General features: G+C 58.0%; 16 protein-coding genes. 15 read left to right on the top strand and 1 reads right to left on the bottom strand.

Annotated elements, in window-relative coordinates; genetic code table 11:
• Positions 1 to 20: 20 nt before the first annotated feature.
• The 15 genes from VF684_RS10085 (at position 21) to tldD (ending at position 18,238) form a co-directional block, all read left to right on the top strand.
• Positions 21 to 521: a prepilin-type N-terminal cleavage/methylation domain-containing protein gene (locus VF684_RS10085; RefSeq protein WP_139440801.1), complete on the top strand. Its 501-nt coding sequence runs from the start codon at positions 21 to 23 to the stop codon at positions 519 to 521.
• Positions 508 to 1,068, top strand: coding sequence for a prepilin-type N-terminal cleavage/methylation domain-containing protein (locus VF684_RS10080; RefSeq protein WP_107682227.1), 561 nt, complete (start codon positions 508 to 510; stop codon positions 1,066 to 1,068). Before VF684_RS10085 ends, VF684_RS10080 begins: the two co-directional genes overlap by 14 nt.
• Positions 1,068 to 1,997, top strand: coding sequence for a PilW family protein (locus VF684_RS10075; protein WP_181294840.1), 930 nt, complete (start codon positions 1,068 to 1,070; stop codon positions 1,995 to 1,997). The genes VF684_RS10080 and VF684_RS10075 overlap by 1 nt, the downstream gene beginning before the upstream one ends.
• 37 nt (positions 1,998 to 2,034) lie before the next feature.
• Positions 2,035 to 2,460 carry an MSHA biogenesis protein MshP gene (locus VF684_RS10070; RefSeq protein ID WP_139440800.1) on the top strand — a complete coding sequence of 142 codons (426 nt, stop codon included), beginning with the start codon at positions 2,035 to 2,037 and terminating at the stop codon, positions 2,458 to 2,460.
• Complete coding sequence (locus VF684_RS10065; protein ID WP_440174195.1) at positions 2,457 to 6,140, top strand: DUF6701 domain-containing protein; 3,684 nt, start codon at positions 2,457 to 2,459, stop codon at positions 6,138 to 6,140. The genes VF684_RS10070 and VF684_RS10065 overlap by 4 nt, the downstream gene beginning before the upstream one ends.
• A gap of 204 nt (positions 6,141 to 6,344) precedes the next feature.
• The gene (locus tag VF684_RS10060) at positions 6,345 to 7,385 is read left to right on the top strand and encodes a rod shape-determining protein (protein ID WP_005340051.1); all 1,041 of its coding nucleotides are present in this window, start codon (positions 6,345 to 6,347) and stop codon (positions 7,383 to 7,385) included.
• A 42-nt stretch (positions 7,386 to 7,427) separates the two neighbouring features.
• Positions 7,428 to 8,318 (top strand): rod shape-determining protein MreC, encoded by an 891-nt coding sequence (gene mreC / locus VF684_RS10055; RefSeq protein ID WP_005340053.1) that lies wholly within the window; start codon positions 7,428 to 7,430, stop codon positions 8,316 to 8,318.
• Complete coding sequence (mreD, locus tag VF684_RS10050; RefSeq protein WP_005340054.1) at positions 8,318 to 8,803, top strand: rod shape-determining protein MreD; 486 nt, start codon at positions 8,318 to 8,320, stop codon at positions 8,801 to 8,803. Before mreC ends, mreD begins: the two co-directional genes overlap by 1 nt.
• A gap of 2 nt (positions 8,804 to 8,805) precedes the next feature.
• Positions 8,806 to 9,393, top strand: a complete 588-nt coding sequence (locus VF684_RS10045; protein WP_005340055.1) for a Maf family protein — start codon at positions 8,806 to 8,808, stop codon at positions 9,391 to 9,393.
• Positions 9,394 to 9,488: 95 nt separating this feature from the next.
• Positions 9,489 to 10,958: a ribonuclease G gene (gene rng, locus VF684_RS10040; protein WP_005340056.1), complete on the top strand. Its 1,470-nt coding sequence runs from the start codon at positions 9,489 to 9,491 to the stop codon at positions 10,956 to 10,958.
• Entirely contained in the window at positions 10,959 to 14,852 is a 3,894-nt protein-coding gene (locus tag VF684_RS10035; protein WP_376899165.1) for a YhdP family protein, read from the top strand. It begins immediately after the preceding gene.
• 34 nt (positions 14,853 to 14,886) lie between these two features.
• Complete coding sequence (locus VF684_RS10030) at positions 14,887 to 15,219, top strand: Dabb family protein (protein ID WP_100647003.1); 333 nt, start codon at positions 14,887 to 14,889, stop codon at positions 15,217 to 15,219.
• A complete protein-coding gene (locus VF684_RS10025) occupies positions 15,216 to 15,803 on the top strand; it encodes a nucleotidyltransferase domain-containing protein (protein ID WP_139740294.1) in 588 nt (195 codons plus the stop codon). The genes VF684_RS10030 and VF684_RS10025 overlap by 4 nt, the downstream gene beginning before the upstream one ends.
• Before the next feature lie 19 nt (positions 15,804 to 15,822).
• Complete coding sequence (locus VF684_RS10020; RefSeq protein WP_270819873.1) at positions 15,823 to 16,656, top strand: carbon-nitrogen hydrolase family protein; 834 nt, start codon at positions 15,823 to 15,825, stop codon at positions 16,654 to 16,656.
• Positions 16,657 to 16,789: 133 nt separating this feature from the next.
• The gene (tldD, locus tag VF684_RS10015) at positions 16,790 to 18,238 is read left to right on the top strand and encodes a metalloprotease TldD (protein ID WP_026035085.1); all 1,449 of its coding nucleotides are present in this window, start codon (positions 16,790 to 16,792) and stop codon (positions 18,236 to 18,238) included.
• 132 nt (positions 18,239 to 18,370) lie between these two features.
• Here tldD and VF684_RS10010 read toward each other — a convergent pair whose 3' ends face one another.
• A complete protein-coding gene (locus VF684_RS10010; protein WP_043822671.1) occupies positions 18,371 to 18,574 on the bottom strand; it encodes a hypothetical protein in 204 nt (67 codons plus the stop codon).
• Positions 18,575 to 18,728: the final 154 nt, after the last annotated feature.

Below are 18,728 nucleotides of genomic sequence, written 5' to 3'. Positions count from 1 at the left end.
TCGCTTTTACTATGACGGGCATGAATAATCCAAAACCTGCCACCAAAGGCTTTACCCTGATTGAACTGGTACTGGTGATCCTGTTACTCGGGATTCTGGCCGCCTTTGCCGTGCCCAAATGGCTGGGCAAAGGCGGCTTTGAAACTCAAACCGTACGTGACGAGCTGCTGACCCGCTTGCGGCTGGTGCAGACCGTCAATATGCATGAGCCCGCCAACCGCTGCACCCAGCTGGTGCTTGCCTCCCCCCATTTTGCCCACCGTACTTATGCAGCGTGCCCCGCCAGCGATGATCTGAGCAGTGGCTGGACCGACAATCTGCGCAGCCGTGGTCGGCTGGTGACCCCCTCTGCCGGTATGTCTATCTCCCTCAATAACAGCAACAACTTCGTGTTGCGCTTCGATCAGATGGGCAGACCGCTAGGCAGCTGCGCCACCGGTTGTACCTTGCTGGTGAGTGATGGTCGCGAAACCAGCCGTATCCAGATTGAGTCAGAGGGATATATCCATGAGATCCCTTAAGCGTGGTTTCACCCTGATTGAGCTGATCGTTGGCATCGTGCTGCTGGCGGTGGCCTTGACCGGCATTTTGGGGTTGCTTATTAATCAGGCGCCGCAGGCGGTAGACCCGGTGCAGCAGGTACGCGCCGCCCAGCTGGCCCAGCGCCTCTCCGGCGAGATCTTGCAAAAGTCGTTTGATGAACATTCGGATCATAACGGTGGTCGTTATCGTTGTGGCGAGCAGGTGGCAGGGGTGACCATCTCTTCCTGCTCCACCAGTTATGGTCCGGATGGCGAGCCCGCATCCTATGCCTATAACGATGTGGATGATTTCGATACCGTAGGTAACTGGGTGGATGCCAACACGCTGACTCAGACTGCGATGGGAGTCAGCAGCGAGGAGTATCGCAACTATCAGGTGAAAATTGCGGTGAGTGGAGCCGATTTCAGCGACGGCACCTTCAAGAGTTGTGTCGCCCCCTGCTCTGTGGGCAAGCGTATTGATCTGCAGATCAAGCTACCGGATCAGAGTGTGTTCGACTTCTCCTTCTACCGGGGGAACTACTGATGGATCGCTCTGCTGTTGGGGGTTGCCTCTCTACCAGAATATCCGCGCCCCTAGCCAACTCCGGCGCCAGATTAAGCCTGGCGGCCAATCGAACCGACCGCAAACCTCGGGGTAACCGTGGCTTTACCCTGGTCGAGCTGGTGATGGTCATCCTGCTGCTCGGGATTATGGCGACCTTTACCAGCCAGTTTATCGGTATCGGTACCCAGATTTATGGCGATGCCAGCAGCCGTGAGCAACTGATGAGCGATGCCCGCTTCGCCATGGAGCGGCTTAACCGCGAATTGCGTGATGCGGTGCCGGGCTCGGAGCGGATCGAGACTACTGGCGGGACATGGGACGACACCGGTGCCTGTTTGCGGTTCTGGCCCATCAGCACCTCCAGCCGCTATCTGGCACTTAACCGCGCCATGTCTGGGAGCACGGCCACCCTTGAGCTGGTAATGGCGACCCCGGCTTCTGCTGCCAATCCGCTGGATGTGGATGCCACCGCCGTTAAAAAAGACGATCAGCTGATTGTATTCCCCGTGCCGGACAAAAATGTCAGTTCTCTTACGGCAGGCTGCGATTATGGCCGTTGTGTAGCCAGGGTTACCGATGTTCTGACACCCGTATCCGGAGCACAAACTATCCGCTATACCAGCACCGAGAGTCTGACTGGCCTCTCTCCCGGCAGCCGGGTCTACTTTGCCAACCAGCAGGTTCGCTACTGTGTGGAAGGAAACACGCTGACCCGTGCCACAGCCCCCATTGGAGCCCCCTTACCTGCACAGGGCGTGTTGATGGCGGATTCCCTTCGTATTGGCACCTTCTATCGGGAAACCTCGGCGTTTAACGCCGAAGGGGAGTTTGGCATGCGCTTTGTCTTCGAGCGCAAGGGGGAGTCGGTCACCTTCAACCACAAGATAGAGGTGTTCAATGTGCCCTGATCCACAGGCTTTCGGACGGATGCGAGGCAGTGCCTTGATGATCGCCCTGTTTGTGATTGTGGTGATGGCACTGCTGGCGGCTGCCATGGGCCGTTTTCTGGTCGATAGCGGCGAGAAAAATACCGTGGAGGTGCGCAGCGTGCGGGCTCTGCTGGCCGCCCAGAGCGGGCTGGAAGTGGCTCTCTATCGGTTGTTCCCCAAGCGCACGCTTGCCCAACCGATCCCACCTGCGGTCTGTCTGGCAAGCAGCCCACTGAGCTTTGCCGGCAATCCAGGGCTGACCAACTGTCAGGCTGTGGTTCGTTGCGCCACGGTGCCGGTGACCTACAACGGATCTGTGACCAATGGCTATCGTCTCGAGAGTGTCGGAACCTGTGGCAGCTCGGACCTTAACAGTGCCAACCCTGATTTTGCCGTGAGCCGAACCCTGATGGTCGAAGCTTATGATGGAGGCCAGATATGAGCCAAAAAATGAAGTGTTTTTTGCTATGGCTGCTGCTTTTGGTCTCTCAGTTGGCTCGAGCAGATATTGTTTTACCTGGACAGTTTTTGATTGGTGATAATACAAGTAATGCCCTTCGTCCAACTACCTTGGTTTCGACTCGATTTTCGGCTTACATACCTGTCAACCCTATCCATTTTTATATTAGTCACCCTGTGACCTTATCCGAGCTCCGGCTTGAGAGCGCTACTGGTTTGGATGCAGGAGCTAATTTTGTTATTTGGGACAGCCTAGGAAATGTAGTGCTGAATGAGAGGGCTAATGACTATTCACGGGATAGGGTATCTCGTTATGGCGGATGGTTGCTAAACCCCGGTGAGTACAAGATGGCTGTTTGGGGTGGTTGTTTTTCAAATGGGTACTATTGGGGGGCGTATGACCCTTATTGTAGAGACTGGGATGACTTTTCATTCAAAGATATAAGGTTGGTAACCAATGGTGCTACGACAGCGTTCCATTTTATTGAACGTTCCCATATAGGTGAGAATACTGATGCTACTCGCTGGTATCCCCCCGCGCCAAACGGTACTTATATATTGTATCAATTCACGCTTAATAAGCGGTCACAATTGAATGCACTCACGTTATATAACTTGCGTGATTGGGGCGTGAATAACGGTTCACGCATGTTTATCCGTCCAGTTGGTAGTGTATGCACACCATTGGTTTATTACTTCAATAGCAATGGGGATGTCAATTGGAATATAAACTATGAGCTTGCTGCTGGTAATTACGAATTATGGATCGAAACAGTAAATGCCAGAGATAGGGATGATATAAGCTGGGATGATATGATCCTGCGTTACACGCCTAAAAATGATATTCCTGTACTTGATGATTTATGTACACAGGTTTTTCCTTATCCAGCCCAAGGTCGAGAAAGTAGCGACAGAATTGACTTCTCAGGGAATACGAATTATACGGCAGGGCAGTTATTTGGTTCTCAAGGGGGTCGCCTTGGATACGGTCCAAATGGTCAGATAAAAGGTACATCTGGTCTAAACTGTGATAATAGCGCTTGTGTTGCTGCAGGTATGGTAAATAGCTGGTCTGGCGCTCCCTCTTCCCGGTTTCCATTAAGTGCAGGTAGTAACATTTCCGTTGGTTTTGCCGAAACGCGTTTTCTCACTGCCGTGGAGGGAAATCAGTTTGGGACAATTAGCACAGCTCATCAGTCACAAATAAATATCGAGAACTCGGGTATTAGCATTAAAGTTCTTGACTTGGGAAGTGGGCGTGGTGGTAGAGATTATACGGTGAAGTTGGCCGCTGGCGATTACTGGATCGAAACATTGAAGATGAATAATGATACATCGATCATTGTTGATGGCCCGGTTCGTATATTTGTTAAAAATCTCGATATGGGATCGGCCAGCTACATTAACAGTCCTGGCTCAAATATTTCTGGTGACATCAGTAAGTTACTGATGGTTGTTTATGATAGTGCATATTTAGCCAATGGTTCAACCCTATCCGGGATGGTCTATCAAGCAGATAGCTCAGCTAAAACTATTAACTTATCTTCTGCTTCATATTTAATGGGGCGCGTGAATGGTAAATCCGTGGTGTTAGGCAATAACTCGCGCATCGATAGCCAATCTTTCCAATGTACAGCTACGGCGGTTGTTGACCATTATGAGGTTTATTATCCTTCTTCCTCATTGACGTGTGAACCCGCACAGGTTCGGCTTGCCGCGTGTCTTGATAACAGTTGTAGCCAACTTTATAACGGTAATGCCAGTGTCAGTATGACGCCGAGCAACGGATGGAGTAGTAACCCGGTCAGCTTGGGTAGTTCAGGAACAGCTGATATCACATTATCTTCTCTGGCTGCCAAGAGTGTTGTCATTGGGTTATCAAGCGCAAATCCCTCGGCGCTATTACGTTGTTATCGCGATGGTGTGCTTGATAGCAGTTGTTCTATGAATTTTTCCGATGCTGCTCTGCAGTTTGATTTCTCCACCTTTTATGCCGGTAGTTCAACAAACTCGACGATTCGAGCCATTAAATCCAGCGATGTTGGAGCAACTAAGGTATGCGTTCCATTATTGACAGGAAATCAGACCCTGCAATTCGGCTCTACCAAGGTCGTGTCTGATACTGCCAGCAATGCAGTGCCGACGATCAATGGCAGCACAATATCGCCAAGTGGGAACGTTAACGTACTGTTTGATGGCAACGGGGTTGGTCAGTTGACGTTGCAATATCCGGATGCGGGGGTGTTGCGACTGGATGCTACTTTCCAGAAGAATGATGTCACCGGCACCCTTAAGCTGACCGGTAGTGATACGGTTGCTGTGATTCCTAAAGCGATCGCACTCCAGGCACAAGGACAAAGTGGCTGCTCGGGCAGTAACGACAATACATATGCAGCATGCCCTGTCTATCGTAAAGCGGGCGAGTCCTTTACTCTGCAAGCGCGTGCCCTCAATGAGCAGGATCAGCTAACCCCTGGTTTTGCGACCAGTAATAAAGCGATCTCTTGGGCGCTGTTAGCGCCGGCAGCTGGCGGCACCGGAACATTCTCGCCAACTGCAATCTCGTTGGCGAACGGAGTGGCAAATAATGTGGTGGTGAATTGGTCGGAGGTAGGGGTGATTCAGTTAGGCGTCAGCAATTTTGTGCCTTATCCCGCTTATCAGGATGAATCTCCCCAACTTGAGACAGTGCAGCGCTGGAGCTCGCCCATCGGTCGTTTTGTGCCTTGGGATTACAGTTTGAGCGGCGGTTTTATCACTCCAGCCTGCAATGCCTTTACATACATGAGTCAGCCCTTTGCCAGCGGTTTTGTCCTCACTGCACGCAATCTGCAGAAAGGGACGACACAGAACTATAAGGGGGCGTTCGCTAAAGGTGTTGCTGAGATGGTGGCGGCTAATGCTTTGGATGGCATTGCGCGTGACCAGCGTATTACGTTGTCGCCATCGCTCAGTTGGGCAAATGGTGTCGCCAGTATCAATCAGCAGTCTCCTTTGGGGCTGAATACCCGTTTTGATCGCGCCGCGAGTCCAGAAGCACCTTTTGCCACGTTGAGCTTTGGTATCAAAGTCGATGATAAGGATGGCGGCAATACACTGTTGGCTAATCCAAATATGAATACTGCTGTAGCTGGGGCATGTTCCGGTTTTGGGTGTAATGCGGTGCTGCTGGGTACTCAAAAGTTGTTGTACGGTCGCCTGCAAGCTGGTATGGCTGCAGGGCTGGCTGCGGCGCCGCTGGCCATTCCACTGCAGATGCAATATTACGAAGCGGGCAACTGGCTGCAAAACAAGGAAGATCAATGTACCCAGCTCTCTTTGGCCAATCAGGGGTTCACTTTCCTCAATCCGAGCCACACCTTTGATGCGGCGACTCGCGAGCTGAATCTGGGGGCGGGTCGCAAGATCAAGCTGGGGTTGGGTACTTCTGCACCGGGTGGGGATGCTGCACTGGCGAAGGACGGGGAGATCCTGTTCCACTTTGCCAAGCCGGACATCTCGGTGCGCATCCCCTACAAGGTCGAATTGGCAAAACAGCCGTCGCAGCCCCTCTGGTTGTCTGACCCAACGAGTGCCAATGACGGCAACCTGCAAGGTGAGGCCATTTTCGGCTCCAGCCGGGGTAATGACAGAATTATTTATCGGCGCGAAGTATTGCAGTAATTGATGTGTAAGGGGGGTTGGCTCAACAGCATCCCCCTAAATCCTTGTTTATTAGTGTTTGCAAGCGTGTGCGAGTGAGTGATGACTCGCATTTTTGTCGCGCCTGATTGATTGGCGACAGTTTGAGCGCTTGCCCATTGGGGTGGGCATTGGTAAAGTTAGCCGGTTTTCTGCACCTCCAAATTCTTAGGATTTCCCGTAGCCATGTTCAAAAAGCTCAGAGGCGTCTTTTCCAACGATCTGTCGATCGATTTGGGAACTGCCAACACCCTGATCTATGTAAAAGATCAAGGGATCGTCCTTAACGAACCCTCAGTTGTCGCCATTCGCCAAGAGCGCGGGAACGCCAAATCGGTCGCTGCTGTCGGTCATGCCGCCAAGCAGATGCTGGGCCGTACCCCGGGCAACATTTCCGCAATCCGCCCGATGAAAGACGGCGTGATCGCCGATTTCTACGTGACCGAGAAGATGCTGCAGCACTTCATCAAGCAGGTTCACGACAACAACTATTTCCGCCCCAGCCCGCGTGTGCTGGTGTGTGTACCGTGCGGTTCAACTCAGGTTGAGCGTCGCGCCATCAAGGAGTCCGCACTGGGCGCCGGTGCCCGTGAGGTCTACCTGATCGATGAGCCTATGGCTGCTGCCATAGGTGCCGGCCTGCCGGTATCCGAAGCGACCGGTTCCATGGTGGTTGATATCGGTGGTGGTACCACTGAAGTGGCCATCATCTCTCTGAACGGTGTGGTCTACTCCCAGTCCGTCCGTATCGGTGGCGACAAGTTTGACGAAGCGATCATTAGCTACGTCCGTCGCAACTACGGCAGCCTGATCGGTGAAGCGACTGCCGAGCGCATCAAGCACGAGATCGGCTCCGCCTATCCGGGCGAAGAGGTGCGCGAGATTGAAGTGCGTGGTCGCAACCTGGCTGAAGGTGTACCGCGCAGCTTCACTCTCAACTCCAACGAAATCCTGGAAGCGCTGCAAGAGCCGCTGTCCGGTATCGTGGCTGCCGTCATGGTGGCGCTGGAGCAGTCTCCGCCGGAACTGGCTTCCGACATCTCCGAGCGCGGCATGGTGCTGACTGGTGGTGGCGCACTGTTGAAAGATATCGACCGTCTGCTGATGGAAGAGACCGGCATTCCTGTCGTCGTGGCCGAAGATCCCCTCACCTGTGTGGCCCGTGGCGGCGGCAAGGCGCTGGAGTTGATCGATATGCACGGTGGCGATCTGTTCCACTACGAATAAGACCCAAAGCCGGCCAGCGTGCCGGCTCTTTTTTGACGACCCATGAAACCCATTTTTGGTAGAGGCCCTTCGCTTCAGTTACGGTTGTTTCTCGCCGTCATCATCTCCATCGCTGCCATCGTCGCGGATTCCCGCTTCGGTGTGTTTACCCATGTCCGCGTCTACCTCAGTTCGTTAGTCAGTCCCCTGCAATACATGGCCAATGCGCCGGGTACCCTGCTCGACACCATGTCGACCCAGGTGCAGACCCGTGCCGATCTCATCGAGCAGACCAAGCAGCAGGAGCAACAGCTGTTTACCCTGCGGGCCCGTCTGCTCAAAATGGATCAGCTGGAACACGAGAACCAGCGGCTGCGTGAGCTGCTGGGTTCGCCGGTGCACAAGGAGTCCCGCAAGATGGTGGCCGAGCTGCTGTCGGTGGATTCCGACCCCTTCAGCCATCAGGTGCTGATCAACAAGGGGGCGCTGGATGGCGTCTACAACGGTCAGGCGGTGATTAACGATCAGGGGGTGATTGGTCAGGTGCTCCATGTGGGCTCCACCACCAGTCGCGTGCTGCTGATCACCGACTCCAGCCATGGCATTCCGGTGCGGGTGCTGCGCAACGACTTGCGTGCTATTGCTTCCGGCAGTGGCGAGCTCGACAAGCTTGAGCTGCGCAACCTGCCGCGCAATACCGATATTCAGGTGGGTGACCTGCTGGTCACCTCCGGTCTGGGTGGCCGTTTCCCGGAAGGCTATCCGGTGGCGACTGTGACCCGCTCCGAGTATGTGGAGGGCAAGCCCTTCGCTCAGGTCGAGGCCAAGCCGCTGGTGGAGCTGGACAGACTGCGCTATCTGCTGCTGCTGTGGACCGACAAGAAGCCTGAAGTACATGATGAGGATGGCGAACGGGCGGCTCCCGCTGCGTCCGCCGCAGGAGCCACCCGCTGATGCTAGAACCCGCCAGCGGCAGGATCTGGATCTGGATCTCGATCCTGCTGGCCTTGAGCCTGTCGATCCTGCCGCTTCCTTTCGAATTTGACCCCTTCCGTCCGGACTGGCTGGCCATGGTGCTCATTTACTGGGCGCTGGCCTTGCCGCATCGGACCAACGTCGGCACCGCCTGGGTGGCGGGCCTGCTGCTGGATGTGCTGCTTGGCAGCACCCTCGGCGTGCGGGCGATGGCGATGGCCATCACCACCTACCTGGCGGCCTTCCAGTTCCAGAAGATCCGCAACTTCTCCCTCTGGCAGCAGGCACTGATCATCGGTGGCCTCTCGCTGGTGGGTAAAATGACGGTATTCTGGGCCGAGCATCTGTTCAGCCAGGCCAGTCTCAACTTCTCCTACTTTTGGTCGACGTTGACGACGATGCTAATATGGCCTTGGGTGTTTCTGGTACTGCGCAAGGTGCGGCGCCGCTTCAATATCAGGTAAATATGAACAAAAACAACGAACCACAACTCTATCTCGCCTCGGCTTCTCCCCGTCGCCGTGAACTGCTGACCCAGATTGGCTACCGCTTCGAGGTGCTGAAACTGGATGTGCCCGAGCAGCGGGAAGAGGGGGAAAAGGCGCAGGATTACGTCTGCCGCCTCGCCCGTGACAAGGCGATGGCGGGCGTGGCGTGTGCGCCGACGGCGTTGCCGGTGCTGGGTGCCGACACCATAGTGGTGCTGGGCGACCGGGTACTGGAGAAACCGTCCGACCTGCTGGATGCCAAAGATATGCTGGAGTCCCTCTCCGGCAAGGTGCATCAGGTGATGACGGCGGTGGCGCTGGCCAGCAAGGATCGTTGTGACGTGCGTCTGGTCACCACCAACGTGGCGTTTCGCAAGCTGGACGAGGCCGAGATCGAGGCCTACTGGCAGACCGGTGAGCCCTGTGACAAGGCCGGGGCTTATGGCATTCAGGGTATTGCCGGCAAGTTTGTCAGCCGCATCGAAGGGAGCTATAGCGCCGTGGTCGGCCTGCCCTTGCTGGAGACAGACTTGCTGATCAAGCATCATCTGGAACAGCTCAAATAATTTCCCGTCAGCTGTGCTCTGCTGCGTTTCTCCCTTGCGCGCGTTGTACCGGATTGGCTCTATAGAATTCAAAACTGGAACAGGCAAGGTTACTTATGTCGGTAGAACTGCTGGTTAACGTTACCCCCTCCGAAACTCGGGTCGCTCTGGTCGAAAACGGTCTGCTGCAGGAAGTGCATGTAGAACGTCAGGCCAAACGCGGCATCGTGGGCAATATCTACAAAGGCAAGATCAGCCGGGTGCTGCCCGGCATGCAGGCGGCCTTCGTCGATATCGGCATGGACAAGGCAGCCTTTTTACACGCCTCTGATATCGTCCCTCACACCGAGTGTGTGGCGGTGAAGGAGAAGGAGCAGTTCCAGGTCGGTAACATCGCCGAGCTGGTGCGTCAGGGGCAGGACATCATGGTGCAGGTGGTGAAAGATCCGCTGGGTACCAAGGGTGCCCGTCTCACTACCGATATCACCCTGCCATCCCGCTATCTGGTCTTTATGCCGGGCAGCGCCCACGTCGGTGTCTCCCAACGTATCGAGTCCGAAGCAGAGCGGGAGCGCCTCAAGCGCACCGTGGCCGGTTATGTGGACGAGCTGGGTGGCTACATCATTCGCACCGCCGCCGAAGGGGTGGGGGAGCAGGAGCTGGAGCAGGATGCAGCCTTCCTTAAGCGTCTGTGGCGCAAGATCCTCGAGCGCAAGCAGAAGTATCCCCCCTGCAAGATCCTCTACGAGGATCCCAGTCTGGCCTTTCGGGTTGTGCGCGACTTCGTCGGTGCCGAGCTCGACAAGATCCGCGTTGATTCCCGCCAGAGCTTCGATCAGCTCAAGCGCTTCACCGAAGAGTACGTGCCGGAGCTGGCCAGCAAGCTAGAGTACTATCCTGGCGAGTCGCCCATCTTCGATCTCTACGACGTGGAGAACGAGATCCAGCGGGCGCTGGAGCGCAAGGTAGAGCTGAAATCTGGCGGCTACCTCATCATCGACCAGACCGAAGCCATGACCACGGTGGATATCAACACCGGCGCCTTTGTCGGCCATCGCAATCTGGAAGAGACCATCTTCAACACCAACGTCGAGGCGACGGCGGCCATCGCCCGCCATCTGCGCCTGCGCAATCTCGGCGGCATTATCATCATCGACTTCATCGACATGCAGTCGGAGGATCACCGCCGCCGAGTGCTGCACAGTCTGGAGCAGGCGCTCTCAAAGGATCGTGCCAAGACCAACGTCAACGGCTTCTCCCAGCTCGGCCTGGTGGAGATGACCCGCAAGCGCACCCGCGAGAGTCTGGAGCATGTGCTCTGCTCCGAGTGCCCCGAGTGCAAGGGGCGCGGCCGGGTCAAGACGGTGGAGTCGGTCTGCTTCGAGATCCTGCGGGAGATCATCCGGGTCAATCGTGCCTACGATGCGGATCAGTTTACCGTCTACGCTGCCCCGGCCGTGGCCGACTACCTCCATGGCGAGGAGTCCCACAGTCTGGCGGAGCTGGAAGTGTTCATCGGCAAGCAGGTGCGGGTAGTGAGCGAACCCCTCTGTGGTCAGGAGCAGTTCGACGTGGTGATGATGTAATTGGTCTATCGCTGGCTGAGTCGGGGCTGGTTGGCCCTGGGGGTCCTGTTCGTACTGATGGCCATGCTGGTCACCTTGGTACGGGTCGGGGGCCCTTTGCTGAATCAATACCGGGAGAGTCTGATCCACACTCTGCTGGGTGATTCACAACTCAAGGTCAGCGTGGAGCAAGTGGGGCTGGACTGGACACAGTCCGGGCCCGCCCTCGAACTGCAGCAACTCGCCATCGCCCCGGATTCGGGGCGTTTTGCCGTACAGCTCGGCAAAGCCTGGGTGCATCTCGACTTCTGGCGCACTATTAACGAGCTAAAGCCGGTGTTTGGCGAGCTGATCCTGAGCGATGGCGATATCACCATCGACTTGCGCCAACCGGCTGACGAGAGCCCCTCCGGCGATCCCCAGCAGGGCGCCCTGCTGCGCTTTCTGCTGACCCAGCTCTCCACCTTCGATGTGCACAATACCCGCCTCAGCGTCACCACCTCCCTCGGTGATCTGCGCGCCCTCGACATCGCCCAACTGCGCTGGCAGAACCGTGGCAAGCGCCATCAGGGGGTAGGCAAGGCTTACCTCATCAACGGGGTGGGTGAGAGCACCATCGATCTGATTCTGGATGTGGACGCCCCGACTGCCCGGCTCGATCGCCTCAAGGGTCAACTCTATCTGGGGGCCCGCCAGCTCGATATCACCCCGACCCTGGCCAAGATCCATGCGGGCGAACCCAAGGTTGCCGGTCAGCTCGACTTCCAGCTCTGGAGCGAGTTTGACAGCGGCAAGCTGGGCAATACCCTGCTGGCGTTTGGCAACAACTACCTGATCTGGAAGGATCCCAAGAAAGGGGAGATGCACCGTTTCGGTCTCGATGGCGGCAAGATCCAGCTGCGCCGTGAGGGCACCGACTGGCAGCTGGCCAGCCACAACGTCACCTTCAAGCTGGATGGCAAACCCTGGTTGCAGAGCCGCTTGCAGCTGGAGCGGATCGGGGATCGGGTGCAGGGCTATCTGCCCAGCATAGAGTTCGACAAGATCACCCAGATCAGTCAGCTGGTCTCGGCGCTCTACCCCACACTCTGCGAGACCCTGCGCCAGACCAATCCGCAGGGTTCGGTGCAGGATCTGACGCTGCTGGCCAACGCCGACTGGCAGGGTCTCTCCCTCAGTGGCCGCTTCAGCAAGGTGCGTCTCAAGGCCTGGCAGGATATACCCGGGATGCAGGATCTCAACGGCGAGTTCTGGCTTACCCCGACCGGCGGTAGCGCCAGATTGGCGCTGGCGAACGACAAGGTGGATCCCGCCCGTCACTTCAAGATGCCGATCCCGGTCGACAACTTCTCGGCCCGCCTCGACTGGTGGCGCGAGGAACAGGGCTGGGTGCTCTACGGGCAGGATATCGCGCTGGATAACCCGGATCTGACCCTGGCCAGCCGTTTCCGCCTCGATCTGTTCGAGCACCCTTTCCTCGCCTTGACCGGCCGCATCGATGTGAAGAATGCGGGCCATGCGGATCGCTACTTCCCGCTGCAGGCGATGGACAAGGGGCTGGTGGATTACCTGAGCGGCGCCATCAAGGGGGGCAAGGCCAAGGGGGCCGACCTGCTCTGGTATGGGGAGTTTCGGGATTTCCCCTACGACAACGGCAAGGGCATATTCCAGGTGGCGGTGCCGCTGGAGCAGGCCACCTACGAGTTCTTCCCCGGTTGGCAACCGCTTACCGACCTGCAGATCGACCTGTTGTTCCAGAATGCCGGCCTCGATATGCGCAGCCGATCCACCAAACTCGGCAAGGCGAGCTCTGACTCGGTACATGCCTGGATCCCGGATCTCTCCCCGGGTGCCCACCTCTATGTGGATGCCAAGGTGCAGGGGGAGGGCAAGGCCATCAGCGACTACCTGCAGGACTCCCCGCTGGGAAGTTCGGTAGGTCAGGCGCTGCGGGAGATCGAGATCCGCGGCCCGATGGCCGGTTCGGTCAAGCTCGATATTCCTCTCGATGGCGAGAGCGAGGTGAAGGCGAGCGGTGATGCCACCTTCAGCAACAACAAGGTGCGGGTCGCCAGTCTGGATCTGCCGCTGGAGAAGGTGCAGGGGCGTCTCGAATATGACAACGAACAGACCCGCTTCAGCAACCTCAAGGCGAGTTTGTGGAACCAGCCGCTGACCCTCGACTATCAGGGGCGCCAGCATCCGGATCACTATCAGGTCGACCTCGATTTCAAGGGGCAGTGGGATAGTCGCCGCCAACCCGCCGCCATCTCTTCATTCGGCATTCTCAACGGCCGCAGTAACTGGGGCGGCAAGCTCGGGTTGACCCTGCCCGACAGCAAGCCGTTCAGTTTCCAGCTGGCGCTCGACTCCAACCTGCAGGGGATGGCGCTGGATCTGCCGCTGCCGCTGGCCAAGAGCAGCGCCAGCCGGCTGCCGCTCAAGGTGATCGCCCGTGGCCGGGATGGCAGCGCCGACATTCGTGCCGTACTGGGGGCTGATGTGGATATGCAGACCCGACTGGTCTACGGCGAAGGGGTACCTTATCTCAGCCGGGTGCGGGTCGATGTGGGTCAGCCGGGCGCCCGGGTAATGCGCGATGCCCCCATGCTGCTCGCCATCAACCAGCAGGAGGCCGATGTCGGTGGCTGGCTGGCCAGACTCAAGCAGTGGTTGCCAGCGCAGAACCAGACTGGCAATGCGGTGGTTGGCCCGGCCTTCCTGCCGCAGGAGTGGTGGGTGGATGGACAGCTGGCTCGCGCCTATATCGGCAGTGCCACCCTCAAGGCGGCGCGTTTCACCGTGGGGCCGACCAATCAGGCGACCGAAGTGATGATCGACAGCCCCGACGTGATGGGAGTGATCCGCCTGCCCGCAGTGGCCAATCGCCCGGTGGATGCCAAGTTTGCCCGCATCTACTGGTCCGGCAAGAGTTCGGATCTCAGCCCGGATCCCGATGCCAAACAGGACAACGCCATCATGGCATCCATCCCCTGGTTGAAGGTGAGCTGTGTCGATTGCCGCTTTGGCGAGCTACCTCTTGGGGAAGTGAAAGGGGAGCTGGTGCCCGGCGCCAACAAGGTGACCCTCAAGGGGCTGGATGTGCGGCTGGCGGGGAGTCAGCTCACCGGCAGCGTCGACTGGCTGGCCGATGGCCACCGGATGGAGACCCGCGCCCGTGGCAAGCTGACCAGCAACAACAGCGAGCTGCTGCTCAAGCGGCTCGGCTACACCTCGCCCATCGGCGATGCCCCCGGCTCCCTCGCTTTTGATCTGAACTGGCAGGATGTGCCCTACCGCCCGAGCCTGCCGACTCTGGGGGGAAGTGCCAACTATCAGCTGGAGGGCGGCACTCTGCGCGAGGTCAACGACAAGGGGGCGCGACTGCTCTCCCTGCTCAGCCTCGATTCCCTGCTGCGCAAGCTGCGGCTCGATTTTCGCGATGTGTTCGACAAGGGCTTCTACTTCGAGTCCATGTCCGCCTCAGCCACCATCAAGCAGGGGCAGGTCAGCAACGATGATTTCTATATGAAGGGGGCGGCAGGCAACCTGCGCGGCGAGGGGATCGCCGATCTGGTGCGCTGGCGGCTCGACTACGAGCTGAGTTTTTCCCCCAATCTGGGGGGCACCCTGCCGGTGGTGGCGGCCTTCTCCATCACGCCGGTCACGGGTCTCTATGTGCTGGCCCTCTCCAAACTGCTGGAGCCGGTAGTGGATGTGGTGACCCGCATCGATTTTCGCATCTCGGGCCCGCTCGACGCACCCAAGCTGATCGAGGCGGGGCGCGATCGCGCGCGCATCAAGCTCAACCAGCAGCAGAAAGAGGCGGTAGATGCCGTTGCCCCCAGCCTGCCGACCCAAGAGGTGACCCCTTTCCTGCTGAGCCCCAAACACGCGGGGCCGGCTCAGCGCTGAGCGAGCGGCCCGGCACCATCACAAGGAGTGAGCCATGATCCGACATATCCTGCTGATCGCCTTCAAGCCGGACACCCAGCCTGCCCGGATAGACGCGGTGCGTAACGCTTTTCTCGCCATTCCCCATCAGGTCAGCGGCGTGACCGCCGTGGAGTGGGGGGAGAATGACAGCCCGGAGGGGAGGGATGGTGGCTTTACCCACAGCGTACTGATGACCTTCGCCGACGAAGCGGCTCGCCAACGCTATCTGCCCCATCCTGATCACGATGCCCTCAAGGCCATCTTCCGTCCTGTGCTGGAGCGAATCATTGTACTGGATTACACCCTGCAGGCGGGGGATCGGGTTGTGTCAGAGGGGCCGTTATGATGGTGGATGAGCACTGGGCTGCCATCCCGCCACTGCAGCGCGCACTGCTGGAGTCGGTTATGAAACATGGCGCAGCCCATCCTGCGATTGATGCCGGGGTAGTGGTTGGGTCGCTCGCCAAGGGCAAGGCAGACCGGGTATCCGATGTCGATCTCTTGCTGCTGGCCGAGCCCGGCTTCCATAAGCAGGGAGACGAACTGGTGCGCACCATTGTGGGGGATCGGCCCATCTTTCACTGCTGGCAAGGAAGACATGAAGAGGTCTGTTCATACTGGCGCTTCATATTTCTCGACATGTCCAGCATCGAGATCCACATCCTTGATCGGGGGGCTGAGTTCCCCCTTGCCAAACCTTATTTGCCACTGTTCGATAAAACTTTCTCCCTTGGTGCGCTTGAGGTATCTGGCCCTGCCCCAAGCCATTGGGACTTTCCTGCCTATATGGCTGAAGGGGATGGCCTGGTGTGGGAGTTGTTCGATTGCCTCAAATGGGCGGAACGGGGCCAGCGTGGCTTGGTCAGGCATCATCTTCGCAAGCTGCTGGCCGAGATGGATAAAGACCCGAATATTGTGGATCGTGATTAACGCGGACAAGGAGAGAGTCATGTGGTTAGCCGCAATACAGCTGGTATCTGGCCGTCGCTGGCAGGATAACCGGGAGCAGATCGCCGCCGAGCTGGCGGCCTTGCCCAAAGAGCGGCCACTGCTGGTGCTGCTGCCGGAGAACTTTGCCCTGTTTGGTGAACGGCAGGGCTATCTGGATGGTGCCGAGGCAATTGGCCCCGACCCCAGCCCCGATCTGGGCGGAGCCGCGCCCATCCAGCAACAACTGGCCGCATGGGCCCGAGAGTACGGCATCTGGCTGGTGGCGGGGGCTATGCCGACCACCATCGCCGGTTCAGACCATATCCACACCAGCTCGCTGGTGTTTGATCCAAGCGGTGAGCTCAGGAGCCACTACCACAAGATCCACCTGTTCGACGTGGATGTGGCGGACAATCACGGTCGCTACCGTGAGTCGGAGACCTTCAGCCCGGGGGAGGCGCCTGTGCTGGTGGATTCTCCCTTTGGTCCCCTCGCCCTCTCGATCTGTTATGATTTGCGCTTTCCCGAGCTCTACCGCCAGTTGGCCCGTGCCGGTGCCCGCGTGCTGCTGGTACCTGCCGCCTTTACCGCCGTGACCGGCGAGGCGCACTGGGAGCCACTGCTGCGGGCTCGCGCCATCGAAAACCAGTGCTACGTAGTCGCTGCCAATCAGGGCGGCACCCACGAGACGGGGCGCCAGACCTGGGGCCACAGCATGGTGATCGACCCCTGGGGCCGAGTGCTGGCGAGCAAAGAGTGCGGGCGCGGCACCGTGCTGGCGAAGATGGAGCCCGGGCTTATCGACGAATTGAAACGCACCATGCCAGTGCTGCAACACGCCCGTTTGCTCTGATGGTGTGGTGAAAAATTGAAACGCAGCCGTTTGTCCGTGCTGGAGCATGCCCGTTTGTTGTGATGGTGTGGCTTGTTGCCAACCCGTCGGCAAGACGATTTAAAACAGCTCGCTACGAGAGTGGAGAAGAAGATTGAGTCTATTGAGCCAGGTTAGTGCCTCCCTGTTGGCCCCGAACGACCTCGATGAAGGGCGCCTGCAGCAGCTGCTCGGCAGCCTGATGAGTCATCAGGTCGAGTTCGGCGATCTCTATTTCCAGCGCAGCTGGCACGAGTCCTGGATGCTGGAAGATGGCATCGTCAAGGATGGCAGCTATAACATCGATCAGGGTGTGGGGGTGCGCGCCGTCAGCGGCGAAAAGACCGGTTTCGCCTACTCGGACGAGCTGAGCCTGCTGGCGCTGCAACAGTCGGTGACTGCTGCTCGCGGCATCGCCGCTGCCGGTGCTCACGGCAAGGTGAAGGCGTGGGCCCGCACCGAAGCGAACCTGCTCTATCCGGCCATGGATCCGCTGCAGACCCTCGACAAGCACCAGAAGATCGCTCTGCTGGAGCAGATGGACAAGTTCGCCAGAAGTCTGGATCCCGCCATCAATCAGGTGATGGCCTCCATCAGCGGCGTCTACGAAGAGGTGCTGGTGGCCGCTACCGACGGCACCCTGGCCGCCGATGTGCGTCCGCTGGTGCGTCTGTCGGTGACCGTGATCGCCGAGAAGGGCGATCGCCGCGAGCGTGGCAGTGCCGGTGGCGGCGGGCGCTTTGGTTACGACTGGTTCCTCGAACTGGACGGGCTGGAGAGCCGCGCCTTTGGCTATGTGCGTGAAGCGGTGCGTCAGGCGCTGGTCAACCTCGAAGCCATCGACGCGCCAGCCGGTACCATGCCGGTGGTGTTGGGCTCCGGCTGGCCCGGCGTGCTGCTGCACGAAGCGGTGGGTCATGGTCTGGAGGGGGATTTCAACCGCAAGGGATCTTCCGCATTTGCTGGCCGCATCGGCGAGCAGGTGGCTTCCAAACACTGTACCATCGTCGATGATGGCACTTTGCCGGGTCGCCGTGGTTCCGTCTCCATCGATGACGAGGGGACGCCGGGTGGCTACAACGTGCTGATCGAGAACGGTATCCTCAAGGGTTATCTGCAAGATAAGCAGAACGCTCGCCTGATGGGCGTGCCACTCACCGGCAACGGGCGCCGCGAATCCTACGCTGCCATGCCGATGCCGCGCATGACCAACACCTACATGCTGGCGGGTCAGTACGATCCGGCCGAGATCATCGCCTCGGTGAAGAAGGGCATTTATGCCCCCAACTTCGGTGGCGGTCAGGTGGACATCACCTCCGGCAAGTTTGTCTTCTCCGCCTCCGAGGCCTACCTCATCGAGGATGGCAAGATCACCGCCCCCATCAAGGGCGCGACCCTGATCGGCAACGGCCCCGAGGCGATGAGCCAGGTCTCCATGGTGGGCAGCGATCTTGCGCTGGATCGCGGGGTTGGCATCTGCGGCAAGGAGGGGCAGAGCGTACCAGTCGGTGTCGGCCAACCCACCTTAAAATTGGATCAGCTCACCGTGGGTGGCACTTCGTAGGTTTTGGTTAGCCGCGCAACGGCGTAACCCGACGCATTCAAACCCCGGCTCTTGCCGGGGTTTTGCTATTCAGGGAACCACTGGCAACAAAAAGCCCCGGTCGGTGGACCGGGGCTGGCGGGTTATTCGGTATCAGTTGACGGATATGGCGCGGGCGTCGATGAAATAGCGAGCGTTACCCTGTTTGTCGATCTGGATTTTGGCAACCAGCTGCTCTTGATCTTTATATTCCCAGTGTTGCTCGATCTTGGCGAGGGATGGGCTCGCAATCCCAACCACGTTCAGGTACTCGTGAAACAGGCTATGGCTCCCTATTTCGGTCAGCATCTTGTCCATCTGCATACTCTCCTGAAGTTGAGTGGGTATTCATCAACAAACCTATCAGCGTCCATCTGAATAAAGTCTGTATGAAAAACAAACTAACTCATTTGTGTGTCAATAACATGATCAGGAACAAGATCAGTGCAGATCGTCAGGGACTTTTTGATAC

The sequence above is a fragment of the Aeromonas sp. Lyrl_2 genome (assembly GCF_051948815.1).
GTDB lineage: Bacteria > Pseudomonadota > Gammaproteobacteria > Enterobacterales > Aeromonadaceae > Aeromonas > Aeromonas veronii.
The sequence above is the reverse complement of the archived record's forward strand: the minus strand, read 5'-3'. Positions and strand labels throughout refer to the sequence as shown.